This is a genomic window from Enterobacter sp. DC4 (assembly GCF_000568095.1).
Lineage (GTDB): Bacteria > Pseudomonadota > Gammaproteobacteria > Enterobacterales > Enterobacteriaceae > Enterobacter > Enterobacter pseudoroggenkampii.
In genome coordinates, this window is the sequence record NZ_AZUB01000002.1 from 524,052 (window position 1) to 548,231 (window position 24,180).

Annotated in this window: 20 protein-coding genes; 12 read left to right on the forward strand and 8 right to left on the reverse strand. The window is 53.0% G+C overall.

Annotated elements, in window-relative coordinates:
* Positions 1-47 precede the first annotated feature (47 nt).
* A complete protein-coding gene (locus P349_RS15795; RefSeq protein WP_032647530.1) occupies positions 48-962 on the forward strand; it encodes an OmpG family monomeric porin in 915 nt (304 codons plus the stop codon).
* 34 nt (positions 963-996) lie between these two features.
* Here the strand turns inward: P349_RS15795 and P349_RS15790 are convergent, their stop codons facing one another.
* Complete coding sequence (locus P349_RS15790; RefSeq protein ID WP_024907151.1) at positions 997-2,007, reverse strand: LacI family DNA-binding transcriptional regulator; 1,011 nt, start codon at positions 2,005-2,007, stop codon at positions 997-999.
* Between the two features lie 155 nt (positions 2,008-2,162).
* Here P349_RS15790 and P349_RS15785 point away from each other — a divergent pair, with 155 nt between their 5' ends.
* The 3 genes from P349_RS15785 (at position 2,163) to tyrR (ending at position 6,263) form a co-directional block, all read left to right on the forward strand.
* Positions 2,163-3,560: a YcjX family protein gene (locus P349_RS15785; protein ID WP_024907152.1), complete on the forward strand. Its 1,398-nt coding sequence runs from the start codon at positions 2,163-2,165 to the stop codon at positions 3,558-3,560.
* Positions 3,557-4,609 (forward strand): YcjF family protein, encoded by a 1,053-nt coding sequence (locus P349_RS15780; RefSeq protein WP_032647528.1) that lies wholly within the window; start codon positions 3,557-3,559, stop codon positions 4,607-4,609. Before P349_RS15785 ends, P349_RS15780 begins: the two co-directional genes overlap by 4 nt.
* Positions 4,610-4,721: 112 nt before the next feature.
* Entirely contained in the window at positions 4,722-6,263 is a 1,542-nt protein-coding gene (tyrR, locus tag P349_RS15775) for a transcriptional regulator TyrR (protein ID WP_032647526.1), read from the forward strand.
* Positions 6,264-6,300: 37 nt separating this feature from the next.
* Here tyrR and P349_RS15770 read toward each other — a convergent pair whose 3' ends face one another.
* The gene (locus P349_RS15770; RefSeq protein WP_032647525.1) at positions 6,301-7,509 is read right to left on the reverse strand and encodes an aldose 1-epimerase family protein; all 1,209 of its coding nucleotides are present in this window, start codon (positions 7,507-7,509) and stop codon (positions 6,301-6,303) included.
* A gap of 275 nt (positions 7,510-7,784) precedes the next feature.
* Entirely contained in the window at positions 7,785-8,291 is a 507-nt protein-coding gene (tpx, locus tag P349_RS15765; RefSeq protein ID WP_023335907.1) for a thiol peroxidase, read from the reverse strand.
* A gap of 107 nt (positions 8,292-8,398) precedes the next feature.
* Here tpx and ycjG point away from each other — a divergent pair, with 107 nt between their 5' ends.
* On the forward strand, positions 8,399-9,364 hold the full coding sequence (ycjG, locus tag P349_RS15760; protein WP_032647522.1) for an L-Ala-D/L-Glu epimerase: 966 nt from the start codon (positions 8,399-8,401) through the stop codon (positions 9,362-9,364).
* On the opposite strand, the gene mpaA is transcribed toward ycjG, so the two are convergent.
* Positions 9,355-10,068, reverse strand: a complete 714-nt coding sequence (gene mpaA, locus P349_RS15755) for a murein tripeptide amidase MpaA (protein WP_032647520.1) — start codon at positions 10,066-10,068, stop codon at positions 9,355-9,357. The two genes, ycjG and mpaA, sit on opposite strands and share 10 nt — an antisense overlap.
* A 185-nt stretch (positions 10,069-10,253) precedes the next feature.
* Here mpaA and P349_RS15750 point away from each other — a divergent pair, with 185 nt between their 5' ends.
* From P349_RS15750 to P349_RS15740, 3 genes are all read left to right on the forward strand, one after another.
* Positions 10,254-11,870: a peptide ABC transporter substrate-binding protein gene (locus P349_RS15750; protein WP_032647518.1), complete on the forward strand. Its 1,617-nt coding sequence runs from the start codon at positions 10,254-10,256 to the stop codon at positions 11,868-11,870.
* A gap of 260 nt (positions 11,871-12,130) precedes the next feature.
* Positions 12,131-14,548 (forward strand): glycogen/starch/alpha-glucan phosphorylase, encoded by a 2,418-nt coding sequence (locus tag P349_RS15745; RefSeq protein WP_032647517.1) that lies wholly within the window; start codon positions 12,131-12,133, stop codon positions 14,546-14,548.
* A gap of 89 nt (positions 14,549-14,637) precedes the next feature.
* Entirely contained in the window at positions 14,638-14,976 is a 339-nt protein-coding gene (locus tag P349_RS15740; RefSeq protein ID WP_032647515.1) for an STAS domain-containing protein, read from the forward strand.
* Between the two features lie 131 nt (positions 14,977-15,107).
* On the opposite strand, the gene P349_RS15735 is transcribed toward P349_RS15740, so the two are convergent.
* From P349_RS15735 to P349_RS15725, 4 genes are all read right to left on the reverse strand, one after another.
* Positions 15,108-15,674: a DJ-1/PfpI family protein gene (locus tag P349_RS15735; RefSeq protein WP_032647513.1), complete on the reverse strand. Its 567-nt coding sequence runs from the start codon at positions 15,672-15,674 to the stop codon at positions 15,108-15,110.
* A gap of 217 nt (positions 15,675-15,891) precedes the next feature.
* Positions 15,892-16,110 (reverse strand): Ecr family regulatory small membrane protein, encoded by a 219-nt coding sequence (locus tag P349_RS27035; RefSeq protein WP_081758194.1) that lies wholly within the window; start codon positions 16,108-16,110, stop codon positions 15,892-15,894.
* Complete coding sequence (locus P349_RS15730; protein ID WP_032647511.1) at positions 16,107-17,339, reverse strand: sensor domain-containing diguanylate cyclase; 1,233 nt, start codon at positions 17,337-17,339, stop codon at positions 16,107-16,109. The genes P349_RS27035 and P349_RS15730 overlap by 4 nt, the downstream gene beginning before the upstream one ends.
* A gap of 92 nt (positions 17,340-17,431) precedes the next feature.
* Complete coding sequence (locus P349_RS15725; protein WP_032647509.1) at positions 17,432-19,561, reverse strand: putative bifunctional diguanylate cyclase/phosphodiesterase; 2,130 nt, start codon at positions 19,559-19,561, stop codon at positions 17,432-17,434.
* A gap of 456 nt (positions 19,562-20,017) precedes the next feature.
* Between P349_RS15725 and P349_RS15720 the strand changes: the two genes are divergently transcribed.
* The 4 genes from P349_RS15720 (at position 20,018) to dbpA (ending at position 24,157) form a co-directional block, all read left to right on the forward strand.
* Entirely contained in the window at positions 20,018-21,160 is a 1,143-nt protein-coding gene (locus P349_RS15720) for a methyl-accepting chemotaxis protein (RefSeq protein WP_071995288.1), read from the forward strand.
* 155 nt (positions 21,161-21,315) lie between these two features.
* A complete protein-coding gene (gene zntB, locus P349_RS15715) occupies positions 21,316-22,299 on the forward strand; it encodes a zinc transporter ZntB (RefSeq protein WP_024907164.1) in 984 nt (327 codons plus the stop codon).
* Positions 22,300-22,573: 274 nt separating this feature from the next.
* Positions 22,574-22,756, forward strand: coding sequence for a proline-rich small protein YnaL (gene ynaL, locus P349_RS26775; protein ID WP_071787463.1), 183 nt, complete (start codon positions 22,574-22,576; stop codon positions 22,754-22,756).
* Positions 22,757-22,783: 27 nt separating this feature from the next.
* The gene (gene dbpA, locus P349_RS15710; protein WP_032647506.1) at positions 22,784-24,157 is read left to right on the forward strand and encodes an ATP-dependent RNA helicase DbpA; all 1,374 of its coding nucleotides are present in this window, start codon (positions 22,784-22,786) and stop codon (positions 24,155-24,157) included.
* Positions 24,158-24,180 lie beyond the last annotated feature (23 nt).

Genomic DNA, 24,180 nt, shown 5'->3' on the forward strand with positions numbered 1-24,180 from the left:
TGCAAATTTCCGGTTTTTTTGTTTGTAAATTATAAAGGGAATATTTAATGGGTACTCTACTAAGAAGTGCTGCGCTCGTTCTGTGCGCAGGGGTTAGCTGCGCACAAGCATCAGAAACAGCTAAACAGTGGGAATTTAATATTGGCGCGATGTATGAAATAGAAAACGTTGAAGGTCAGGCCGACGATAAAGATGGATTATATGAGCCCTCCGTGTGGTTTAATGCAACCTGGGATGCGTGGACTATTTCTCTGGCGATGTATCAGGAGGGGCCGGTTGATTACAGCAGTATGACCCGTGGAACCTATTTTGACCGTCCTGAATTTGAATTACGCTATCGCTTTATCGCAACCGATGATTTTACTTTCGGTCTGACCGGTGGTTTCCGAAATTATAGTTATCATTTTAAAGATGAACACGGTGCCAAAGACGGCAGCGCGAATATGCAGCGCTACAAAATTCAGCCTGACTGGGACATTAAATTAACCGATGACTGGCGCTTTAGCGGCTGGTTTGCCATGTATCAGTTTGCCAACGATCTGGAAAAAACCGGCTATGCTGACAGCCGCGTCGAAACCGAAACGGGCTTTACATGGACCATTAACGAAACCTTTGCGGCTAAAGTGAATTACTATTTAGAGCGCGGCTTCAATATGGACAGTACCCGTAATAACGGTGAATTCTCCACCCAGGAAATTCGCGCCTATCTGCCTATTTCATTGGGCCAGACGACCCTAACGCCTTACACGCGACTGGGACTTGATCGCTGGACGAACTGGGACTGGCAGGACGATCCTGAGCGTGAAGGGCATAATTTCAACCGACTGGGTATGCAGTACGCCTATGACTTCAACAACGGTTTATCCATGACGCTGGAATACGCCTATGAGTGGGAAAATCATGACGAGGGTGAAAACGACCGCTTCCACTATGCGGGGGTTGGCGTAAACTACGCGTTCTGACCGACGACACGCCAGGGGCACTAAGCCCCTGGTTTTAGCGAAGGGAAGCAGCCAACAAAAAGTGGGTATCAACCAGCACTTTTTGCGGGGCGGGCTGACCGGCAATACGCCTGAAAAGAAGATCGCAGCTCTCTTCCCCCAGTTTTCGTGTGGGGATATCAAAGCCGCCAGGTGCGGGCGTTAAAATGAGAGACAGCATCGGGTCGCTGTATCCGGCTATCACCACCTGTTCCGGGATCATCAGATTCAACTCATCCGCCGCACGATAGAGGCTGAGCAACTTCATGCTGTCGGTCGCAAATACCGCATCAGGCGGCGTGGGTGACGACAACAGTTCCAGAGCCGCCGCGAGCGCACTCTCATGGGTATAACCGCCATCCCTGATCCAGTCCGGGTTAATGGCAATACGGTGCTTTTCCAGACTGGCTTTATAACCCGCCAGACGATCGATCGAAACATGATAATCAAGCGGCGCATGCAGACAGGCAATTTTTTGCCGACCGTTTTTTATAAAGGTTTCGGTCAGCGTGGCGCTGTCATGAAAATTATCCGTGTCGACGGAATAAATATTCTGATACTCACCTTCCACTTTGCCGATAACTACTACCGGTACGCCATATGCATCCAGCGTGGTGAAAAAGGATTCATTTGCGGGTGAACTCAGCATAATGATCCCTTTGATCATTTTCTGTTTTATTTTACTTACACATTTCAGCAGATCGTCTTCGCTGCTTTTTGAGGTTTGCAAAATAACATCAAACCCTTCTTCTTCCGCTTTAGCCGTAATGGCATGAAGGACATCGGAGAAAAAGGGATTACCGGCAGTGGTTTTGGTTGAACGGGTCGAAATAACCATAATGGCATCAAAGCCTGAAGAGGTCAGGGCGCGAGCCAGTTTGTTGGGCTGATAATTTAATTCGTCAATCGCCTTCAGCACTTTGTCACGTGCTTCGGGAGAAATATTGGTTTGTTTATTCAGAACGCGGGAAACGGTTGATTTCGATACGCCCGCAACCCGTGCGATATCATAGATGGTGGGTGACATACACCTTACTCACTCCGGACTGACAGCAATGCCGTTCATCTTACTGGAGAGAAAACGGCAATAGCAATAAATAAGAATTGATAATCAACGATCTGCCCCCATTTATTGTATTCTGAAGCCATGCATTCAAGGCTTCCAGGCAACGAAGGACGGCGATGAAGCGACTTAAGAACGAAATCAATTCACTGGTGAACCGTGGCGTTGACCGTCATCTGCGTCTGGCCGTGACGGGGCTGAGCCGCAGCGGTAAGACAGCGTTTATCACCGCGATGGTAAACCAGCTCCTGAACCTGCACGCCGGGGCGCGTCTGCCGTTGCTTAGCGCGGTGCGGGAAGAACGCCTGCTGGGCGTGAAGCGCGTCCCACAGCGGGATTTTGGTATTCCACGTTTTACCTATGACGAAGGGCTGGCGCAGCTCTATGGCGATCCGCCCACCTGGCCGACGCCGACGCGAGGGGTCAGTGAAATTCGCCTCGCGCTGCGTTTTCGCTCGAATGAATCCCTGATGCGCCACTTCAAGGATACCTCCACGCTGTACCTGGAAATCGTCGATTACCCCGGCGAATGGCTGCTCGACCTGCCGATGCTGGCGCAGGATTACCTTAGCTGGTCCCGCCAGATGACGGGCCTGTTGCAGGGGCAGCGCGCCGGGTGGTCGGCCAAATGGCGACAGCTGTGCGAAGGTCTGGACCCGCTTGCGCCGGCAGATGAGAACCGTCTGGCGGCCATTGCCGATGCCTGGACGGCGTATTTGCACCAGTGCAAGCAGGAAGGATTACACTTCATTCAGCCGGGGCGATTTGTTCTGCCGGGTGATTTAGCGGGCGCGCCTGCGCTTCAGTTCTTCCCCTGGCCGGATGTGGACGGGGTGGGCGAGTCGACGCTGGCGCAGGCGGATAAGCACACTAACGCCGGGATGCTGCGCGAGCGTTACCATTACTACTGTGAAAAAGTGGTCAAGGGATTCTATAAAAACCACTTTTTGCGATTTGACCGTCAGATTGTGCTGGTGGATTGTCTGCAGCCGCTTAACAGCGGGCCACAGGCCTTCAACGATATGCGCCTTGCGCTGACGCAGCTGATGCAAAGTTTTCACTACGGGCAGCGGACGCTGTTTCGCCGTCTGTTCTCACCGGTAATCGATAAACTGCTCTTTGCGGCCACGAAGGCCGATCACGTCACGGTTGACCAGCATGCCAATATGGTGTCGCTGCTGCAGCAGCTGGTGCAGGACGCCTGGCAAAACGCCGCCTTCGAAGGGATCGGCATGGATTGCCTTGGGCTCGCGTCCGTGCAGGCGACGCAAAGCGGGCTGATTGACCTTAACGGTGAGAAAATACCGGCATTACGCGGTAACCGGCTCAGCGACGGTGAACCGCTTACCGTGTATCCGGGCGAAGTGCCTGCGCGGCTGCCGGGGCAGGCCTTCTGGCAGAATCAGGGCTTCCAGTTTGAAGCCTTCCGCCCGCAGGCAATGAGCGTCGACAGGCCATTACCACACATCCGTCTGGATGCGGCGCTGGAGTTTTTGATTGGAGATAAATTGCGATGACGGAACCGTTAAAACCGCGCATAGACTTTACCGGAACGCTTGAGCAGGATCCTCAGGAGGCGTTCAAAACCGCGCAGACGTTCAGCGGCACGCAGGCTGATAACTTTGCCCCGGCCCTGACTGAGGAGCCTGGCGTCGAAGAAGGACCGGCGGAGGCGGTTGTGGAAGCCGCTCTGCGTCCAAAACGCAGTCTGTGGCGCAAGATGGTCACCGCCGGTCTGGCGCTGTTTGGCGTAAGCGTGGTTGGGCAGGGCGTGCAGTGGACGATGAATGCCTGGCATACTCAGGACTGGGTCGCGCTGGGCGGATGTGCCGCGGGCGCGCTGATTGTGGGGGCGGGCATCGGGTCGGTTGCCACCGAGTGGCGTCGGCTCTGGCGTTTGCGCCAGCGCGCGCACGAGCGTGATGAAGCGCGGGATCTGCTCCACAGCCACGGCACCGGGAAAGGTCGTGCATTCTGTGAAAAGCTGGCCAGCCAGGCCGGAATCGATCAGTCGCATCCGGCGCTTCAACGCTGGTATGCCGCCATCCATGAAACCCAGAATGACCGGGAAGTGGTGACGCTCTACTCCCATATGGTTCAGCCGGTACTGGATGCCCAGGCGCGACGCGAGATCAGTCGTTCTGCGGCGGAATCCACCCTGATGATTGCCGTGAGCCCGCTGGCGCTGGTCGATATGGCCTTTATCGCCTGGCGTAACCTGCGCCTGATCAACCGTATCGCGAACCTTTACGGCATAGAGCTGGGTTACTACAGTCGGCTCAGACTGTTCAAACTGGTCCTGCTTAATATCGCGTTTGCCGGGGCGAGTGAGCTGGTGCGCGAAGTGGGCATGGACTGGATGTCGCAGGATCTGGCGGCGCGTCTTTCTGCCCGTGCCGCTCAGGGTATCGGCGCGGGATTATTAACGGCGCGTTTGGGGATTAAAGCGATGGAGGTCTGCCGTCCGCTGCCGTGGATTGATGGCGATAAGCCCCGGCTGGGGGATTTCAGGCGTGAACTGATCGGCCAGCTCAAAGAGACGCTCAATAAAAAACCGACTCCGTGAGGTTTTGTTCACTAATCGTGCTGGCTGTCAATATTTGTTGACAGCCATCTTCCGGATCACCGTGTTCTGACATATCATTTTACTGTTATTGGCTTAAAACGGTGAATTTCCCATGCGTCTTGAAGTCTTCTGTGAAGACCGTCTCGGTCTGACCCGCGAATTACTCGATCTTCTTGTTTTACGTAGCATTGATTTACGTGGCATTGAGATCGATCCTGTCGGGCGAATTTACCTCAATTTTGCCGAAATTGAATTTAATACCTTCAGCAGCCTGATGGCAGAAATCCGCCGTATCGCTGGCGTTACGGATGTACGCACCATTCCCTGGATGCCCTCTGAGCGTGAGCATCTGGCCCTGAGCGCGCTGCTGGAAGCCATGCCAGAGCCGTTCCTCTCCCTGGATTTGAAAAGCAAAGTTGAGCGCGTTAACCACGCGAGCTGCCAGCTTTTCGCGCAGAGTCAGGAGAAGCTCAGCAATCATAACGCCGCGCAGCTGATCCCCGGCTTTAACTTCCAGCGCTGGCTGGACAGCAATCCGCAGAACACGCTTAGCGAGCATGTGGTGATTAACGGACAGAATTTCCTGATGGAGATCACGCCGGTCTATCTGAAAGGAGAAGGGAATACTCGCGTGTTGACCGGGGCAGTGATCATGCTGCGCTCGACGTTACGCATGGGTCGCCAGCTGCAAAACCTCTCCAGTCAGGACGTTGGTGCATTCAGCCGGATTATTGCCGTCAGTCCGAAAATGCGCCATGTGGTTGATCAGGCGCGCAAGCTCGCAAGCCTGACCGCGCCGCTGCTGATTACCGGGGATACCGGCACCGGGAAAGACCTGCTGGCTCACGCCGTGCATCTGGCGAGTCCGCGTGCGGCTAAGCCCTATCTGGCACTCAACTGCGCCTCTATTCCGGAAGATGCCGTTGAAAGCGAGCTGTTTGGTCACGCGCCGGAAGGTAAGAAAGGGTTCTTCGAGCAGGCTAACGGCGGCTCGGTGCTGCTGGACGAAATCGGCGAAATGTCGCCGCGTATGCAGGCTAAGCTGCTGCGTTTCCTGAACGACGGAACGTTCCGCCGCGTCGGTGAGGATCACGAAGTGCATGTGGACGTGCGCGTCATTTGCGCCACCCAGAAAAACCTGGTTGAACTGGTGCAAAAGGGGATCTTCCGCGAAGATCTCTATTACCGCCTCAACGTCCTGACGCTGAATATTCCGCCGCTGCGCGATTGCCCTCAGGACATCATGCCGCTTACGGAGCTGTTCGTCGCCCGCTTTGCCGACGAGCAGGGGGTGCCGCGTCCGAAACTGTCTGCTGATCTTGGCACGGTGCTCATGCGCTACGGCTGGCCGGGCAACATTCGTCAGCTCAAAAACGCCGTATATCGCGCGCTGACCCAGCTTGAAGGGTATGAGCTGCGCCCGCAGGATATCCTGCTGCCGGATTACGATGCCGGAACGGTATCGGTAGGCGAAGAGGCGATGGAAGGGTCGCTGGACGATATCACCAGCCGTTTCGAGCGTTCTGTGCTGACGCAGCTGTACCGCAGCTATCCCAGCACCCGCAAGCTGGCAAAACGTCTTGGCGTCTCGCACACCGCAATCGCGAATAAGCTGCGTGAGTACGGTTTGAATCATAAGAAAGGTGACGAATAACAAAAAAGCCTCTGCAAAGAGGCTTTTTACTTTACGTTTATTCCTTCGCCATCGGCGTGTTAACGATTTCTGTTTTTGTCTCTCCCTGAATCGACGCAATCCTGCTTTCGACGTCTTTCACCTGCTGCGGGCTGTGCAGCAGGGTATAGGTCAGATCGAACTGCGCGCTGGCGCCTGGCTCCAGCTGCTTAACCCGCTTCTGCTCGCGTTCAATCGTCACGGGGTAGGCGTAGCTGGTACCCGGTTCGATGCCCGTGACATAACCCTGCTTCAGCGTGTCGGTATTTTTCCATAAGGTCAGCACGGGCAGCTGGCGCGTATCAAACTGGATTGATGCGCCTTTATCTCCGGCTTTATTGACCACTGCCGCGAGCGTTTCGTGGTTGTTGTCTGCGAGCGGTTTAATGTTAAAGACCATCTCATCAAAGCCCTTTGTCGGCCCGGCGTAGGTTTGCCAGTCGTTAACGCCCGCTTTGGCGTAGTCATTGAATGGGCTCACGCTCACCGCAGGCGCAAGGAATCGGGCGCCTTCTTCGAGGATTGGCGCGCCGAAGTTGCTGTGATAGATGATTTGGTAATCGTGAGGGTAATCTGCATGGTTTGTCAGAACATCATGCAGGCTGAACTGGTTGGTTCCGGGAACGTAGCGCAGTTCGGTCATGGTTTGCAGATCCGCTTTTTTAAAGGTGCTCTCTTTGATCAAACCCCGAACGCGGATCTCATGCGGAGCGGCATCCGCAACCTCGACCTCTACCTGCGATACCGGTGTATTACCGGCTCTGCCATGCAGGGTGTAAATTTGCCCGTCCGCGGTGACCGGGTGCCCTGTCCACTCATAGCCACAGCGCACCATCATCTCGTTGAAACCATCCAGCCAACCGAGACCGTTGCGGCTTTCAAGGTTGATATAAGCCGGGTTCACGACCTCTTTGACGGGGGAATTCCAACCCAGTCGGGTGCCAAAGCCTTCTACGTGCAGAAGGTTCATCCCGCGGGTCGGGCTCAGGGTGATGGTGAGGCCATCTTTGCTGCTAATAATGATGACTTTGCTGCCTTCCTGCTTACCGCCATGTAAGACTTTTTGCTCAATGCTGAACGTTTGATCCTTAACTTTCAGCTCGTCACTGGAAATCTTCCAGTTTCCTTTCTCTACGCTGCTTTCAGCGCTTGTCAGCACCCAGGTTTTAGCCGCAGCATGACCAGAAATCAGGACCGCAAGGAGCGTAAAAGCGAATTTGATCTTCATATATTATCCTTTTTGCTGAAACGATTATTTTCTTTCGTAAGCAAATCTAATGTTTAGACAAAAAGGGAAATGTGATGTGCTTCACTGGGGATAAAAATAGGGAATTTTAACGATTATTATGCGTTATTGATCACGCTAATGTTACATATTGCCAAAGTTATTGCATGATTAATGTGACTTACGAGCATTTATGCTTTAACGATTCAGCTTTGAGGTAATAAAAAACCCCGCCGCAGCGAGGTTGAGAATAAGTTGTATAGAATGCTAAGGACTTATTATGCTTTCAGCACGTCCAGCGCGGCAGTGTAGTCCGGCTCGGTGGTGATTTCGTTAACCAGTTCGCTGAAGACGACGGTGTCGTTTTCATCCAGAACCAGTACAGCACGTGCTGCCAGACCCTTCAGTGGGCCTTCAGCAATGCTGACGCCATATTTCTCGAGGAAATCTGCGCTGCGCAGGGTGGAGAGGGTAATAACGTTGCTCAGGCCTTCGGCACCGCAGAAACGGGACTGGGCAAACGGCAGGTCAGCGGAAATGCACAGCACAACGGTGTTGTCCATTTCAGTCGCCAGCTGGTTGAATTTACGCACGGATGCGGCACAAACACCGGTATCAATGCTTGGGAAAATGTTCAGTACTTTGCGTTTGCCCGCAAACTGAGCCAGTGTGACGTCAGACAGATCTTTAGCCACCAGAGTAAAAGCCTGCGCTTTGCTGCCAGCCTGCGGAATGGAACCTGCTACAGCAACCGGGTTGCCCTGGAAATGAACGAGTTGTGACATAGATATCTTCCTGTTTACATATAGTTAACGTCGGGGCTAGTGTATGCCATCAGCGGATAACACGGCAAACCAAATTTTTCGCCTTACCGGGCCGCAAGGAGTCAGTGATGAGAAGCGTTAAGGTCTATGAAGAAGCCTGGCCATTGCATACCCCGTTTGTGATCTCTCGCGGCAGCCGAAGTGAAGCCAGCGTGGTCGTAGTTGAAATCGAAGAAGAGGGTATGAAAGGCGTCGGGGAATGTACGCCTTACCCGCGCTACGGAGAAAGTCCTGCGTCGGTGATGGCGCAGATCATGACCCTGGTGCCTGACCTGCAAAAAGGGCTCACGCGCGAGGCGTTACAGCAGCGTTTACCCGCCGGGGCGGCGCGCAACGCCATCGACTGTGCGCTCTGGAGCCTTGAAGCCGCTAAGCAGCAAAAATCGCTGACGTCCTTGCTGGGTGTGGTGCTGCCGGAGACCGTCGTGACGGCGCAGACGGTCGTGATTGGTGAGCCGGAGCAAATGGCCGCCAGTGCGAAAGCGCTCTATGACGCCGGGGCCACGCTGTTAAAAGTGAAGCTCGACGATCGTCTGATCAGCGAGCGGATGGTCGCTATTCGCTCGGCGGTGCCCTCAGCCACGCTGATTGTGGACGCCAACGAGTCGTGGCATCCCGAAGGGCTGGCCGCGCGATGCCAGCTGCTGGCCGATCTGGGCGTAGCGATGCTGGAGCAGCCTCTGCCGGTAAAAGAGGATGCAGCTCTGAAGAATTTTATCCATCCGTTGCCCGTGTGCGCGGATGAAAGCTGCCACACCCGCGAAAATTTGAGCGAGCTTAAGGGCTGCTATGAGATGGTCAATATCAAGCTCGACAAGGCAGGCGGACTGACAGAAGCCCTGGCCCTTGCAGCGGAAGCCCGGGCGCAGGGGTTCGCCCTGATGCTGGGATGCATGCTCTGCACCTCCCGGGCGATCGGCGCGGCGCTGCCGCTGGTCAACCAGGTTCGTTTCGCCGATCTGGATGGCCCGACGTGGCTGGCGGTTGACGTTTCACCGGCCCTTAAATTTACCAGCGGCGTGCTTCATCTTTGAGGCTGCCAGCGCAGAAGGTCCGTCATCGCTTTTAGGTAAATTTCGCTGGCTTCGTCGGAGGATATCGGCGGGAATTCAGCGGTGATGCAGGGCAGGCTCAAATCGGCACACCAGCTTCCGAATGATCCGGGTGTTTCATACCCCACGCTGGCGACGAGCGGCAGGGCGAAAGCCTGTGCCAGCCACGCGCCCAGGTCGGAGTGACGCGGATCTTCAATGCAGGCCAGCGGATCGTGGAAGGAGACCACCCACGCGGGGTGGATCTTATGGATAAGCTGGCACAGCGCCTGCGTTTCCGGCTCGGAACCGGGCTTGTCTCCCGTCAGCAGCACCACGTCCCGCTCCTCCGCGGAGCTGTTCCAGCGATACACCGTTTCTCCGGCGCGCCAGTTTGCCGCCGGGAAATTACGGTTCAGGTCGACCCCCCTCGCATTTGCCCGTAATCCAAGCTGGCAGCCATCCGGATTCACGGCAAGAATCACATGATGGCGTCGTAATGACGGCGTCAGCGTCCGCAGCGCGCACGAGAGCGTGACGACAGACGAGTTCTCATCACCGTGCGTGCCGGCAATGATCAAACCGCTGTCGCGATCGGCATCGGGTGCCGGGAACCAGATCAGCGATGCGCCTAAAAATGAGCGGCCATATTGTTCCGCGCCCGGAGGAAAGGCGCCGCGTTCCGCGCGTGGTCGGGTGGTTGCCATACGAAATCCTGATAAAAAAGTCTCTACTGGCAGTGTTGTGCAAAAGCCGCTGTTAATCAAATAGTTTCCGTAACGGCTGAGAATTGCCTTAAATCACTATTCAGGCGTAAGTTATTTGCATTTCTTATTGTCGAAACAAATAATTACGCATCTGCTTGTTACCTGAATTTATTAAAGGGGATCTTATGAAGCATCCTGTTTCGCGTCTTTTTACCGCACTGTGTCTGTGCGGGCTCTCTACACTCTCATACGCTGCTGATGTGCCGCAGGGCACGGTACTGGCGCAAAAACAGGAGCTGGTCAGGCATATTAAAGACGAACCGGCTTCGCTCGATCCGGCAAAAGCGGTGGGGTTGCCCGAGATTCAGGTGATTCGCGATCTTTTCGAAGGGCTGGTGAATCAGAACGAGAAAGGGGAACTCACTCCGGGCGTGGCGACCCGCTGGCAGAGCAACGATAACCGTATCTGGACGTTCACCCTGCGTGACAACGCGAAATGGTCTGACGGTACGCCCGTCACTGCGCAGGATTTTGTCTACAGCTGGCAGCGTCTGGTTGACCCGAAAACCACATCTCCGTTTGCCTGGTTTGCGGCGCTGGCGGGTATCAACAACGCGCAGGCCATTATCGATGGTAAAGCGGCGCCTGACACCCTGGGCGTGACGGCGGTGGATGCCAGAACCTTACGCGTCCAGCTGGACAAACCGCTACCGTGGTTCAGCAACCTGACGGCAAACTTTGCCTTCTATCCGGTACAAAAAGCGAACGTTGAAAGCGGTAAAGAGTGGACGCGTCCGGGTGCCCTGGTGGGCAATGGCGCATACGTCCTGAACGACCGCGTGGTGAATGAAAAACTGGTTGTCGTTCCGAATACCCACTACTGGGACAATGCGAAAACTGTCCTGCAAAAAGTGACCTTCATTCCGATCAATCAGGAATCATCTGCCACCAAACGCTATCTGGCGGGGGATATTGATATCACCGAATCATTCCCGAAAAACATGTATCAGAAGCTCCTGAAGGACATTCCGGGACAGGTGTATACGCCGCCTCAGCTCGGAACCTATTACTACGCGTTTAACACGCAAAAGGGCCCGACGGCCGATGCCCGGGTTCGTCTTGCCCTGAGCATGACCATCGATCGCCGCATTATGGCGGAGAAGGTATTAGGAACCGGTGAGAAGCCGGCCTGGCATTTCACTCCTGACGTGACGGCGGGCTTCACGCCTGAACCTTCACCGTTCGAGCAGATGTCGCAGCAGGAGCTGAATGCTCAGGCGAAAACCTTGCTCCAGGCCGCAGGTTACGGTCCTCAGCGTCCTCTGAAGTTGACCCTGCTGTACAACACCTCGGAAAACCACCAGAAAATCGCCATTGCGGTGGCGTCAATGTGGAAGAAAAATCTCGGTGCGGACGTCAAGCTGCAAAACCAGGAGTGGAAAACCTATATCGACAGCCGTAATACCGGTAATTTTGATGTGATCCGCGCGTCATGGGTAGGCGATTACAACGAGCCATCGACCTTCCTGTCCCTGCTGACCTCAACCCACAGCGGCAATATCTCGCGTTTCAATGAGCCAGCCTACGATAAAATTATCCATCAGGCGACGCTGGAAACCACGGCGAAAGCGCGTAATACGGACTACAACATGGCGGAGAAAATCCTCATGGAGAAAGCGCCCATCGCGCCAATTTATCAGTACACCAATGGTCGTCTGATTAAGCCCTGGGTGAAAGGCTACCCCATCAATAATCCGGAAGACGTGGCGTATAGCCGGACAATGTATATTGAGAAACACTGACGCCCAGGACTTAACTACTACAAAATCCAGAACTGGCGCGGAGTACAGCGCCAGTTGCTCCTTCTGATCCTCTCCCGCCACAGCAGAAAATAACACTTTCCTGACGATACTCGCGCTGATATTTATCAGGCGATTCAAAAAACACAATACGTAATTGTGGGTAAAAATTGCATGTGTTGAAAATCGCCATCTACACTTGAACAAAATAATATCTTGTGTTCTGCATATTAAAAACATGCAGTAACTCCAGTGAGGTCAATATGTCTTTCACTAACAGAGAGTTGCGTGAACTTGTCGAAACACAATTAAAATATACGTTATGCGTTAGCCTGGACAAGGCTACCAACGGCGATATATTCAATGCTGTGGCGCTGGCAGTGCGGTATTTTCAGCAAGATCGCTTTCTCGATAGTCAGGCTCGGCAGCGCGCTGAAAAGAAAAAACGCGTTTATTATCTCTCAATGGAATTTTTACTCGGGCAGTCATTGCGTAACAACCTGATGAATATGAATTTGCTAGATGATATGCGTCAGGTTGTCAATGAGCTCGGATTTGATTTTGATAATATTTTTGATGAAGAACCCGATGCGGCACTTGGGAATGGGGGGTTAGGGCGCCTGGCCGCCTGCTTCATCGATTCTATGGCTACGTTAGATATTGCTGCTTCAGGGCATGGTATCAAATACGAGTATGGTTTATTCAGGCAGACGTTTGAGAATGGTCAGCAAGTCGAACATCCAGATGACTGGCATTCCATGCACTCCCCCTGGCTAGTTGAACACCATAGCCAGGCTATGCTGATCCCCATTGGTGGTTTCATTGAACATTCAGATGATGTTAATGGTAATTACAATCCAATGTGGATGGGATGGAATACCATCGTAGGCATTCCTAATGATTATTTCGTTTCTGGTTACAGAGGTAACACCACTAATAAACTTCGTTTATACAGTGCCGTAGCTTCTAACTCTTTCAATATTCATATTTTCAATCATGGTGATTATATAAAAGCAGTTAGTGAAAAAATAGCTTCTGAAAATATCTCAAAAATACTCTATCCTTCTGATGAAATTCTCTCAGGTAAGGAGCTCAGACTTACTCAGGAGTATTTTCTTGTGGCATGTACTTTGCGTGATATTTTTCGTGAATATACTGAAATTGAAACGGATATTTCTTTATTGCCGAAGCATGTTGCTATCCAGCTTAATGATACGCATCCCGCGCTGGCTGTTGTCGAGTTGATGCGAATACTTGTAGATGAACATAACCTTCCCTGGCACCAGGCCTGGGATATCACCCAAAGAACCTGTGCATACACGAACCACACGCTGATGCCTGAGGCCCTGGAAACCTGGCCAGTGGCGTTGTTTGAAAAACTGTTGCCGCGGCACTTGCAGATTATTTTTGAGATTAACCACCGTTTTCTTGAGGATGTCGCCTCCCGTTGGCCCGACAAACCGCATTTGTTGACCTCCTTGTCTCTGTTTTCGGGGGACAACGAGAAAAGTATCAGGATGGCAAATTTGGCCATCGTCGGGAGTCATTGTGTAAATGGGGTGGCGATGCTCCATTCCGAGCTTATCAAAACGCACCTGGTTCCCGATTTTTATTTTATTACGCCAGATAAATTCATTAATCAGACCAACGGCATTACACCGCGCAGATGGTTGCAGCAGGCTAACCCAAATCTTGCCGCGTTTCTGAATCAGCAATTGGGTACCCGATGGCCGACGGATTTACATATGCTTCGACAGCTGGAGAAGCATGCGGATGATACGGGGGTGATCGATCATATCCGCGGCATTAAATTCAAAAATAAATCCGCGCTGAGCCAGATTGTTTCTCAACGTTATGGGATTATGTTGGACCCTATGGCAATGTTTGATTGTCAGGTAAAACGCATTCACGAATACAAGCGCCAGCTTCTGAATATTCTTCACGTCATTTCTCTCTATATTGATATTAAAGAGAATGGGAGAACCATAGCGCCTAAGGTGCATCTTTTTGCAGGTAAAGCGGCACCCGGTTATCGAATGGCAAAGCTTATTATTCAGTTAATTAATGCTGTTGCGAATAAAATCAACAGCGATGCGCGTATTGCCGGACAGCTGAAAGTCATTTTTCTTGAGGATTACAAAGTCTCCTTAGCCGAAAGCATAATACCGGCAACAGACCTGTCTGAACAAATATCCACAGCAGGTACGGAGGCATCTGGAACCAGTAATATGAAGTTCGCGCTGAATGGTGCGTTAACAATGGGTACGTATGATGGTGCCAACATTGAAATTCTTAATGCTGTTGGGGTAGAAAACTTCTATCTTTTCGGCGCGACGGCTGAAGAAATCAATGAAATGCGTTCAAATGGCGATAATAATCGTTTCTATCGTCAGAGCGATCCTCGAATGATGCGTATAGTGGATACGCTTATTTCTGGCGAATTTACCGCGGATCGTGAAATTTTTGCACAGCTACACCATATGTTGACAACAGCCGATCATTATTGTCATCTGCTGGATTTTGACAGCTACAGTCAAACCCAACGTCAGGCAATGGCGGATTTTGAACATCCCCGCCAGTGGCATCGAAAAGCGTTGCTAAATATTAGCCGAATGGGGGAGTTTTCGAGTGACAGAACCATTCAGGGATATGCAAGGGATATTTGGGGAATAAATTGCTGAGGGTCATGCTTCCGGTTGCCTTCCGGGAGCGATGCCGGTGCACTAAGATCTGCATTCGGGAACACGTTACGCCTGATGTGAGGGTGATTATGAACTTTGAAATACAGAGTGAAAATGACGTACAGATTGTCGTTCCGCTGGTTCGCAGGCTGGATGCTTCTGTCGAGCAGACCTTTAAGCAGCAGGTGCTGGAGGTGATTGAAAAAAGTAATAAAAAGATATTGCTGGATTTCAGCCACGTAGATTTTATTGACAGCAGCTGTCTCGGCGCGCTGGTATCCATACTCAAGAGTTTAAACGGCAAGGGTGAGCTGGTGCTGTGTTCGCTTAACAGCAATACACACGATCTCTTTAAGCTGACCAGGATGGATCGTATTTTTTCTATTAAGGCCAATCGGCAGGATGCCCTGCAGGAGTTGATGGGCTAATATCACATTGCTTTTAGGGGAGAAAGCGGGATGTGCCAACGGTTAAAACGAGAACTGACGCATCCTCGCGCCAGTCCTGAAAACATGGCTCCGCTCCACCCGCGGTATTCGCCCAGGCTGATACCGGCGCGCTATTGTGCTAATAACGCACTAAACTTCGCCAGCCACTGCGGATGCGCGGGCCAGGCGGGAGCCGTCACCAGGTTGCCGTCTACGTGGGCCTGATCGATGCCGATAGTGGCGTAGTGTCCTCCGGCGAGGCGTACCTCAGGCGCACAGGCCGGGTAGGCGCTACAGGTTCGTCCTTTCAGGATACCTGCGGCAGCGAGCAGCTGTGGGCCGTGGCACACCGCTGCAATCGGCTTACGCGCGGCGTCAAATGCCTGCACCAGCTTTAATACGTCCTCATTTAGCCGCAGATACTCGGGCGCTCTCCCGCCGGGGATGAGCAGCGCGTCGTAGTCCTGTTCCTTTACGGTGGAAAAATCGGCGTTGAGGGTAAAGCGGTGACCGGGTTTTTCGCTATAGGTCTGGGCGCCGTCGAAATCATGGATTGCCGTCATGATGTAGTCGCCCTTTGGTTTATCGGGACAGACCGCATCCACCTGATGGCCAATCATCTGCAAAGCCTGAAAAGGCACCATGGTCTCGTAATCTTCGGCGTAGTCGCCAACCAGCATCAGGATCTTCTTGCTCATCATTCCTCACCTTTTTCAATAAAGATGATTAAGATATAGCCTGGCGTGGCTGAATTGCTGGAAATAAAAAAGCCCGTCAGAGCACGGGCAACATAAGCAAATGAATAAGTGATTCGTTATCAACGTTGTTGGAGGATAACGCCGCGTATTTTACGCGACTGTAAGGGAAGCAGATACCTGACATATTCGGTAGGTGAAACAAGCGATTAAACGTGCGTTACGGTGCGTCAAAGGTCGGGTAAAGAATATTTTCAAGAAATTCGACGAGATACCAGATCTCGCCGCTAAAAATAAACCAGAAACCAAATATAATAAGGAGTAAAATAATTAAGGTGAGTATTATTTCTGTTTTTTCCATTGCAGCTTTAACCCACCTGAAGCTAATTGATTCGAGGTGGGCATTGTAGCGGGGCTTTACTGGATACTCCAGTTTCATGCAGCAAGGACTTTATTGCGTCCGTCATTTTTAGCGCGATACAGGGCATCGTCCACACGCTTAAACAGCTCATCAATACTCTCCCCCTGATCGTGCCGCGCCACGCCGATGCTGACGGTAAACCGCGGTAAGCCCGGAATCGTAATGCGGGCTACGGCTGCACGGATCGACTCGGCAATCTGCAACGCGGTGTCGAGAGAAGTGCGCGGCAGCAGAATAACGAACTCTTCGCCACCCCAGCGGAACACCATGTCGCCCTCCCGACTACAGGCTTCGAGCGTTCGCGAGAGGGCGATAAGCACCTCATCACCTTTCAGATGACCGAACAGATCGTTAATATTTTTGAAATGGTCGGTATCCACCAGCAGCAGGCTAAATTGCTGTTGCGCAGGAAGATAATTGAGGCTGTTTTGGTCGGTAATGGCATAGAACTGGCGCCGGTTGAGTAGCCCGGTCATGGAGTCACGTAACGCCGCATGCTCCAGCTCCTGCTCCAGCCTTTTCTGCTCGGTGATATCGTGAATGATGCACAGCATCAGCTTGTCGCCGTAGATCTCAATGGGCCCGGCATACGTCTGAACGTGGCGGGTGGATCCATCGGCCAGGCGGTGAACAAAATTGAGCGGCTTATGACCACCGGGCAGCGCGGCAATCGCCGTCATAATGGGCATCACATCCCGCCCCAGGGTATTAATTTCCCAGGTATGCTTACTGCACATGTCGTCGTGTGAATAGCCATAAAAATTGAGTGCAGCCAGATTCGCATCGACGATTTGACCATCGCGGGCAGGATCGATCAGCAGCATCGGGGCGCTGTTGGTCAGAAAAAAGCGCGCGTAAAATCCCTGTTTTTTCCGCCGGTAGGTGGCGGAACGGCTGGCCTTCAATCCTGAGAGTAATTGTGGTGAGGTCCCCTCGAAAACAATCACGTCACCCCAGGGGGCGTAGTGGGCAAGCGAGAGACGACAGCTTAACGGCGTATCCTGGCCATCCCAGCTGATTGTCCAGATTTCGACGATCTCCTGCTCTGTTTTCAGTTCAGGTACATACATCGACAGGAGGAGTTGCGCATTCGCAGAATAGGTGCCTTTGCGAAGGTCATCGAGCGTTTTATCCCCCATGACCTGCGTTGCGGCCACATTCGCAAAAATGATCTGTTCCGACACGGGTGAAATGAGCCACACGGGTGTTTTAATTACATTCAACGCATCAAAACAAGGTTGCGACATAGGCATTTCCTGTTCATTGGCACACTGTGGCTGACATGTATGACAGAATTGACTCGCGTGTACTGCTTTGAAACATACTCCACTTCATCCCGTCAGGCATGATTTTTTTGTGAAGCAAATGCGTTTTCCGAATGAATTTTACCAATTGGTATAATTTGTTTGTCGGAGTTTATTTGCAGCAGCAGCCACGGTACCTGTTCGGCAGGTAAGGGGCGGGAGAAAAGGTACCCCTGCAGATAATCGCAGCCGAGACGGGTGAGGATCGCCTGTTGTTCTTCCGTTTCGATCCCTTCTGCCACCACATTCATTTCCATGGTCCGGGCGATACTGATGATGGTTTCAACCAGCTTGTAGCTTTTTTCATTTTCCAGCATCGAGGTTACGAAGCTTCTGTCGATCTTAAGTTCTTTAGCCGGAAGCACGCTCAGCATCAGCAGGTTGGAATAGCCCGTACCGAAATCATCAATCGAGACGGTGATCCCTGCGTGATTAAACGTATTGAGCAACTCAATACTGCGGTCGAGATTTTTAAGCGCGGTGCTCTCCGTTACCTCAAGGATCAGCCGGGACGGAGACAGGTTATATTTTTCCAGCATCGACGAGATGATAGGGAAAATGTCCGGCTGTTCGAACTGGACGGGGGATAGGTTAAGCGACAACGTCCACTGGCTGAACCCTTGTTCAGTCCAGAAATGCAGCTGCCGGCATGCCGCTTCAATGGCCCAGTTGCCCACCGGGATAATTAAGCCGGTTTGTTCGAGCGAGGGGATAAACAGACCAGGCAGCACAACGCCTTGCTCAGGATGCCGCCAGCGCAGAAGGGCTTCAAAACCATGAATGGTTTTCTCTCCCGCATGCCAGGTGGGCTGGTACCACAGTTCAAACTGGTCGCGTTCAAGCGCCTGAGAAAGTTCCTGCAGGAATCCGGGTTTCGCCGGGATCGCTGTTGACATCTCGGACTGATAAATCGCCCAGCCGTTGCGCCCATCGTCTTTGACATGATGTAAGGCTGCATCCGCCTTAAGTTTGAGCTCGTGCAGCGTTTCGCCATCCTGAGGATAGAGGCTGACGCCCGCGCTGATTGTCGTGCTCAACGTATGTCCGCAAACAGACAGAGGGCGTCGTACATCCCCGAGCAGTGAAGTGAGCAGGGCGTTGAGCTTTTCATCATCACATTCCGGCACCAGCAGGATAAAGGCGTCTCCTCCCAGTCTTGCCAGGGTCATCTCACGCGTGAGACGGGCCGTGATGCGCTGTGCGACGGTGATCAATAACTCATCGCCGACGCTGTGACCCCAGGTATCGTTGACGCGTTTGAAATGATCGACGTTCAGGAAAATGACGGCAAATTGCCTGTTACTCAGCAACGCGCTGCGCAGGCAGTCCTGCATGCGGAGATCCATCTGGTGGCTGTTCGCGAGTCCGGTGAGCGCATCAAAGCGCGCCTGTAGCTCAAGCTGCCGATTGAGCTGCCGCAGATTGTCCGTCAGCCGGCCGGTGCGTCGGTGAGAATCGACAAGGGAAATAATTAACATCACGCCAAGCAGGCAGAGCGTGGTGACCGAAACCCAGATGGATAACCCCAGTTCGCCGATCCCGCCGGGGAGGGTATGCGACATTTCCGGGTAATGCGCGGCACTCATGCCGGTATAGTGCATCGCACAAATGGCGGCGGCCATGACCAGGGCCGCGAGAAGACGATCGATAAAGACGCCTTTGTGTTTATCTCGCAGACGGAAAGCCAGCCACAGCGCCGTGCCGGAAGCCACCACGGCAATGACCACGGACAACCCCACAATACGGCGATCCCAGATGATGCTGCCATCCAGCATCAGGGCCGCCATACCGATGTAGTGCATAGACACCACGCCAGCGCTCAGGATAGCCGTGGCGAGGATCAGTCGAAAGGAAGAACGTTTTTTGCCCACGACGGCAATGTTCAGAGACGTGGTCGATGCAACCACCGCGGCGCCCAGTGACGCAAGGGTTAACCAGAGGTCGTAGCTCATCATCATGGGCATTTGCATCGACAGCATGCCGATAAAGTGCATCGACCAAATGCCAATGCCCAGCGTAACCCCACCGGCAATGCGCCAGAACAGGGCAGCCTTTCGGCTGGAAAGGGGGATCTTTCCGGCGCTGTCCAGCGCCACAAAGGAGGCGATAAACGCCACCAGATAAGAGATAGCGATTAACACAGGGTCCCACGATATATTGAGCATTATGCAATCCCACGCCTGAGAGGGTTACCGATTTCGCCTGCCGGGTACATCTATATCGGGCAACGAACATGCGCATTCAAACCATATTAGTTATTTATCGTGAAAAATGACCAGTCATATTAATACTCTAAAACTTATTAAGAATATAAAATATATTCTATTGTTAATGTATTAAGCATTGCTAAACAAAAACGAATAAAAGTAGCAAAGCTCCTTAAATATGAGGGCGATCGTATCGTCTCACCGCGGGCGATACTATCGCTTAAGATGGCGAGAGACCAGTATCACAGCATCCTGCGCAGAACATTTTCACTAATACACTCTTTTTGTCTGACTTAAGGCAAATCTCAGGATGCTAACGGCGAAAAAACAAACCCGTGAAGTTTGCGAGGAAAAACGTCTGAGCCAATGCTATAAGTCTTAATGCCGACCAAAATATAAAACGTGGGTATTATCATGCTAAAAAATATTAGTGTCAGGACCTTTATTATTGGGTTCCTTTTATCTCTTTTTTTGGTGAGTGCAGGTGTCGTTGTTCTATTTTCCAGCAATCCTTCTCTCTTTATTTCGCTTAATGTCATCAACTTCATTGCGCTATTTTTGCTCTGGGTCTATATGACGAAGTATCTTGTGACGCCGATCAATACGGTGAAGAAGAGTATTGAAGAGGTGACAGCAGGTAATCTTGGTGTCTCTATCCCTGAATTTGGCAATAACTGTGCCGGCCGACTCATCCCGGGGATAAACAGCCTCTCCGGCAACATTGCGACGCTGGTGCGCGAGATCAGGGCGTCGTCGCAAACCGCGATGACCTTATCGGATCAACTCTCGGCACGTAGCGCTCAGCTTTCGGTGAAAACCGAGCAGCAGTCTGCGTCTTTAGTGCAAACCGCAGCCAGCATGGAGCAAATGGCTGCGAGTACCAAAAACAATGCCGATAACACCCGCCTGGCGAGCGAACAGGCTAATGTGGCGACGCTGCAGGCGCGCAAGGGCGGGGAGCTGATGGGGCAGGTCGCCAACAATATGCAGTCCATCACCGAATGCGCCCAGCAGATGACGGAGATTATTTCGTTGATTGACGGCATTGCGTTCCAGACCAATATTCTGGCGCTCAACGCGGCCGTTGAGGCGGCAAGGGCGGGCGATCATGGAAAAGGTTTTTCTGTCGTTGCGGAAGAGGTCAGAAACCTGGCACACCGCAGCGCAGAGGCCGCGAAGAATATCAAAGCGCTGATTGAAGTCACCAGCAGTAACGTCACGCAGGGCGCTACCGTTGTGTCGCAGGCAGAGAAGAATATGCATGAAATCGTGACGGGCTCGGGGAATGTCAGTCGCTTAATGGACGATATTTCCGCGTCGACATCAGAGCAGGAAAAAGGCATTTCTCAGATCACGCTGGCGCTTTCGGAGCTGGAGCGGGTCACGCAAAGCAACGTGGCGATGGCAGAGGAACTCAACGGTTCCTCTGATGTCCTGCGCAATCAGGTCATTGAGCTGCAGGCCCGCACGCGTAATTTCAGACTTGACCAGGGCTCTTCTTCCTCATTACCAGGCGGCTCGCCATCCTTCCTCCAGCGGCCAGAGCACTCACTCTGACTGAATCTCAAAGCCTGGCATGCCAGGCTTTTTTTACGCCTCTGGCCAGTATGTACATTTCCTGAGCGATATCAGCGCGATGGGAGACATAGTTGTTGCTTAACCCCTGATGGAAGCTAGACTGACACCAAAAGAGCTAAAAAGGTGGAGGCGCTGTGGAAAGCATTAAAGGATCTGAACTTAACGTTCCTGACGCAGTTTTTGCGTGGGTGCTGGACGGCCGCGGCGGTGCGCGACCGCTGGAAGATAATGATGTGATCGACAGTGCGCATCCCTGTTGGCTACATCTGAACTATACCCACCCGGACAGCGCTGACTGGCTCGCTTCGACCCCGCTCTTGCCTAATAACGTGCGCGATGCGCTGGCGGGTGAAAGCCTGCGGCCGCGCGTGAGCCGAATGGGGGACGGTACGCTGATCACCTTGCGCTGCATTAACGGCAGCACGGATGAACGTCCGGATCAGCTGGTTGCGATGCGGGTATATATGGACGATGGACTGATTGTCTCCACCCGACAGCGTAAAGTCCTGGCGCTGGATGACATCGTAAACGATCTGAAAGAGGGCACCGGGCCGATCGATTGCGGCAGCTGGCTGGTGGACGTCTGTGACGCGCTTACCGATCACGCGAGCGAATTTATCGAAGAACTGCACGACAAAATCATCGACCTGGAAGATAACCTGCTCGATCAGCAGATCCCGCCGCGCGGTTTTCTGGCCCTGTTGCGTAAGCAGCTAATTGTGATGCGCCGCTATATGACGCCGCAGCGCGACGTGTACGCGCGTCTGGCCAGCGAAAGACTTGCCTGGATGAATGACGATCAGCGACGCAGAATGCAGGATATTGCCGACAGGCTGGGGCGCGGGCTGGACGAGATTGATTCCTGTATTGCCAGAACGGCGGTGATGGCGGACGAGATCGCGCAGGTGATGCAGGAGTCGCTGGCGAGAAGAACCTACACGATGTCCCTGATGGCGATGGTCTTTTTGCCCAGCACGTTTCTTACCGGGCTGTTTGGCGTAAACCTGGGCGGTATCCCGGGCAATGCCTATCGCTATGGTTTTACCGCGTTTTGCGTCATGTTAGTTGTTTTGATAGGCGGTGTTGCATGGTGGTTGCATCGTAGTAAATGGCTGTAAATTTACGCTTTTTCCAGCTTTTACCGGGATCAAAACGCTCTTTTAATTGAGCGAAGTCAATAAACATCTACCCCGTAAGGTGCAATATTACTCCCGCAGGTGAATGCAACGTCAAGCGATGGGCGTTGCGCTCCATATTGTCTTACTTCCTTTTTTGAATTACTGCATAGCACAATTGATTCGTACGACGCCGACTTCATAGTCGGCTTTTTTTTTGCCTCCTGATTCTCAACGTCTACCCTAAAAGGGACGACAGTAAATTATGGAGGGAATGATGAGCATCCTGAACGCTCTGCTACTGCAACAATCGCGTCAATCCGATCCTATCCCCAGCGATCCGGTGCCCATGCCCGATCCCATCCCGCGCCCGCAGCCGATGCCCGACCCGCCGCCCGATGAAGAACCGATTAAATTGTCGCATCGAACCGCGAGATCTGCGAGGATACGCGCCATCTGACTGCAAAGATGACCACGAGAGACTATTGTGACCGCTTTTTCTACCCTGAATGTTCTGCCCGCTGCCCAGCTCGATAACCTCAACGAGCTGGGATACCTCACGATGACGCCTGTTCAGGCGGCCGCGTTGCCTGCCATCCTCGAGGGCCGTGACGTGCGCGTACAGGCGAAAACGGGCAGCGGGAAAACGGCGGCATTCGGCCTCGGCCTGTTGCAGCATATCGATGCGGCGCTTTTTCAGACCCAGTCTCTGGTGCTGTGCCCGACCCGCGAACTGGCAGACCAGGTTGCGGGTGAACTGCGTCGCCTGGCGCGTTTCCTGCCCAATACCAAGATTTTAACCCTCTGCGGCGGACAGCCGTTCGGCGCGCAGCGTGATTCACTCCAGCATGCGCCGCACATTATTGTCGCCACGCCTGGCCGCCTGCTCGATCATCTGCAAAAAGGCACCGTCTCGCTGGATGCGTTACAAACGCTGGTGATGGATGAGGCAGACAGGATGCTGGACATGGGCTTCAGCGATGCGATTGACGAGGTGATCCGTTTCGCACCCACCGACCGTCAGACGCTGCTGTTCTCTGCAACCTGGCCGGACGCTATCGCCGCCATCAGCGGGCGCGTGCAGAAAAATCCACTCACCATTGAAATCGACAGCGTAGATGCGCTGCCCGCTATCGAGCAGCAGTTCTTTGAAACCTCGCAGCAGGGGAAAATTCCGCTCCTGCAGAAATTGCTGAGCCAGCATCAGCCTGCCTCCTGCGTGGTGTTCTGTAATACCAAAAAAGACTGTCAGTCGGTCTGTGATACCCTCAATGCCGCCGGGCAGAGCGCACTGTCGCTGCATGGCGATCTGGAACAGCGCGATCGCGATCAGACGCTGGTTCGATTCGCTAACGGCAGCGCCCGTGTTCTTGTCGCAACCGACGTCGCTGCGCGCGGTCTGGATATTAAATCCCTTGAGCTGGTGGTGAACTTTGAGCTGGCGTGGGATCCTGAAGTGCACGTGCACCGTATTGGCCGTACCGCACGTGCAGGAAACAGCGGTCTGGCGATCAGCCTCTGCGCACCGGAAGAGGCGCAGCGCGCCAATATTCTCTCTGAGATGCTGCAGATGAAGCTGAACTGGATGAATGCCCCTGCTGGCGTCAGCCTGGTGCCGCTGGAAGCCGAAATGGCGACGCTGTGTATTGATGGCGGTAAAAAAGCCAAGATGCGTCCAGGTGACGTATTAGGCGCGCTGACCGGGGATGTGGGTCTGGACGGAGCGGATATCGGTAAGATTGCAGTTCATCCGGCGCATGTCTACGTAGCGGTTCGCCAGGCGGTGGCCCATAAGGCATGGAAGCAGCTGCAGAACGGGAAAATCAAGGGTAAAACCTGTCGCGTACGTCTGCTGAAATAAAGCATCAAGCGTCTCAGAAGATG

Excerpts from the sequence above, each read along its gene's own strand:
- P349_RS15780 (WP_032647528.1), top strand. The coding sequence starts at position 3,557 with ATGACGGAACCGTTAAAACCGCGCATAGACTTTACCGGAACGCTTGAG.
- tpx (WP_023335907.1), bottom strand. The coding sequence starts at position 8,291 with ATGTCACAACTCGTTCATTTCCAGGGCAACCCGGTTGCTGTAGCAGGT.
- tyrR (WP_032647526.1), top strand. The coding sequence starts at position 4,722 with ATGCGTCTTGAAGTCTTCTGTGAAGACCGTCTCGGTCTGACCCGCGAA.
- ycjG (WP_032647522.1), top strand. The coding sequence starts at position 8,399 with ATGAGAAGCGTTAAGGTCTATGAAGAAGCCTGGCCATTGCATACCCCG.
- P349_RS15785 (WP_024907152.1), top strand. The coding sequence starts at position 2,163 with ATGAAGCGACTTAAGAACGAAATCAATTCACTGGTGAACCGTGGCGTT.
- P349_RS15735 (WP_032647513.1), bottom strand. The coding sequence starts at position 15,674 with ATGAGCAAGAAGATCCTGATGCTGGTTGGCGACTACGCCGAAGATTAC.
- P349_RS15740 (WP_032647515.1), top strand. The coding sequence starts at position 14,638 with ATGAACTTTGAAATACAGAGTGAAAATGACGTACAGATTGTCGTTCCG.
- P349_RS15720 (WP_071995288.1), top strand. The coding sequence starts at position 20,018 with ATGCTAAAAAATATTAGTGTCAGGACCTTTATTATTGGGTTCCTTTTA.
- P349_RS15770 (WP_032647525.1), bottom strand. The coding sequence starts at position 7,509 with ATGAAGATCAAATTCGCTTTTACGCTCCTTGCGGTCCTGATTTCTGGT.
- P349_RS27035 (WP_081758194.1), bottom strand. The coding sequence starts at position 16,110 with ATGAAACTGGAGTATCCAGTAAAGCCCCGCTACAATGCCCACCTCGAA.
- P349_RS15745 (WP_032647517.1), top strand. The coding sequence starts at position 12,131 with ATGTCTTTCACTAACAGAGAGTTGCGTGAACTTGTCGAAACACAATTA.
- P349_RS15790 (WP_024907151.1), bottom strand. The coding sequence starts at position 2,007 with ATGTCACCCACCATCTATGATATCGCACGGGTTGCGGGCGTATCGAAA.
- P349_RS15730 (WP_032647511.1), bottom strand. The coding sequence starts at position 17,339 with ATGTCGCAACCTTGTTTTGATGCGTTGAATGTAATTAAAACACCCGTG.
- mpaA (WP_032647520.1), bottom strand. The coding sequence starts at position 10,068 with ATGGCAACCACCCGACCACGCGCGGAACGCGGCGCCTTTCCTCCGGGC.
- P349_RS15750 (WP_032647518.1), top strand. The coding sequence starts at position 10,254 with ATGAAGCATCCTGTTTCGCGTCTTTTTACCGCACTGTGTCTGTGCGGG.
- P349_RS15725 (WP_032647509.1), bottom strand. The coding sequence starts at position 19,561 with ATGCTCAATATATCGTGGGACCCTGTGTTAATCGCTATCTCTTATCTG.
- ynaL (WP_071787463.1), top strand. The coding sequence starts at position 22,574 with ATGAGCATCCTGAACGCTCTGCTACTGCAACAATCGCGTCAATCCGAT.
- P349_RS15795 (WP_032647530.1), top strand. The coding sequence starts at position 48 with ATGGGTACTCTACTAAGAAGTGCTGCGCTCGTTCTGTGCGCAGGGGTT.